At 34.0% G+C, this 1,622-nt stretch carries 2 protein-coding genes; both read right to left on the bottom strand.

Features of this window, described 5'->3' with window-relative positions:
* Positions 1 to 277, bottom strand: a 277-nt coding sequence (locus tag WBM49_RS11150; RefSeq protein ID WP_424372128.1) for a sulfatase-like hydrolase/transferase, incomplete at its 3' end; no start/stop codon positions are given.
* 317 nt (positions 278 to 594) lie between these two features.
* The coding region (locus WBM49_RS11145; protein WP_424372127.1) for a glycoside hydrolase family 3 C-terminal domain-containing protein at positions 595 to 1,622 on the bottom strand (1,028 nt) is incomplete at its 5' end.

The following is a 1,622-nucleotide window of genomic DNA, read 5'->3' as shown; positions in this document are numbered from 1 at the left end:
TTCCAGTTAAAATAACAGCTCTACTTGGCCCGCAAATGGAGTTGGTACAGAAATTATTATAGAAAATCACTCCTTCATTTGCAATTCTGTCAATATTAGGTGTTGGAGCCAATTTACTAATTGGATGACCGAAGGCACTAATAGCTTGCGCAGCATGATCATCGGCCATTATGAAAATGATATTTGGTCTTTTAATTGTTGTAATCTCTTCTTTTTTTTCTGATTTACAGGAAAGAAAAACAACTATGATTAAGACGAATAGTAGTTGCTTTTTCATTTTTCTTCGTAATTATTCTTGTGGTTTGAGCAGAACTTCATTGTTAATCTATTTTTTCTAATAATAATCCACTAATAACAGGCTTGCCTTAAAAAGGTTTCAGGTTTACAGTTAATCCATTCTCGTCATCAAAGGCGTTTTTATCATTCCAGGTATGTGGAATGTTGATGGTTTCCCAATTGATTTTATCTTCAGAGAATTGCCAACCAGAATTAATAAATATGTGTTGGGAAAATATTGCTGAAGAAAAAACCACACAAAACAGAATAAGAATATTAATTTTTGCCTTATGTGTTATATGTGGTATCAAGTTGCTATTAATCAATAAGAGCAAATTTATCTTTAAATGTAAAATCTGAACTGCCTGATATAGCAATTTCAAACTCTCCAGGTTCCGTCACATAATCCAGATCGTAGTTATAAAACTTTAAATCATCAGCCGTTATTGTAAAACTAACAGTTTCCGTTTCACCTTTTTTAATCATTATTTTATGAAAGCCTTTTAATTCTCTTACAGGTCTTGTAACTGAACCTACAAGGTCGCGAATATACAATTGAACAACCTCTTTTCCATCATAGTTTCCAGAGTTGTTAACTTCAACTGAGACTTCAATTGATCCATCCCGATTCATTTCTTGTGAACTCAACTGCAAATCACCATATTCAAAAGTGGTATAACTTAATCCAAATCCAAATGGGTATAATGGCTCATTTCTTTCATCTAAATAATTGGTTAGAAATTTTCTAAATTTCCCTTCCTTGTTGTCCAGAGGTCTGCCAGTATTTTTATAATTATAAAAGATTGGAATTTGACCAACGTTTTGTGGAAACGTGGCTGTTAGCTTCCCTGATGGATTTACATCTCCAAATAACACATCAGAAATGGCTAAACCTGCCTCACTACCCGGAAACCAAACATCAAGAATAGCAGGAACTTGTTCACTTTCTTGTTTTATAGTCACTGGTCTTCCGTTGAAAAGTACCAGAACTACAGGTTTACCTGTGTTAAGCAATTCATTTAAAAGATCTTTTTGTACTTGAGGGATGTTAATATTCGTTCGGCTACTGCTTTCTCCACTCATTTCTGAGGATTCACCTATAGCTGCCAAAATAACATCAGATTTATAGGCAATTTTTAAAGCTTCTTCAAGTAATTGTTTGTCTGTTCTGCCATCTCTTGGAATTTCTCTGCCAAACATTGTAGTTCTTCTTTCAAACTCCAGGTTATAGTCCAAATTACTGCCTCTAGCATGTAAAATTTTGACATTATTGCCTGCAACAGTTTTTAATCCATCGAGAAATGAGATCGCTTTTTCTAGCTTGGTAGATACACTCCATGTACCAG

Origin of the sequence: Muriicola sp. (genome assembly GCF_049669965.1) — a bacterium.
In the GTDB taxonomy this organism is placed as follows: domain Bacteria; phylum Bacteroidota; class Bacteroidia; order Flavobacteriales; family Flavobacteriaceae; genus Muriicola.
The sequence above is the reverse complement of the archived record's forward strand: the minus strand, read 5'-3'. Positions and strand labels throughout refer to the sequence as shown.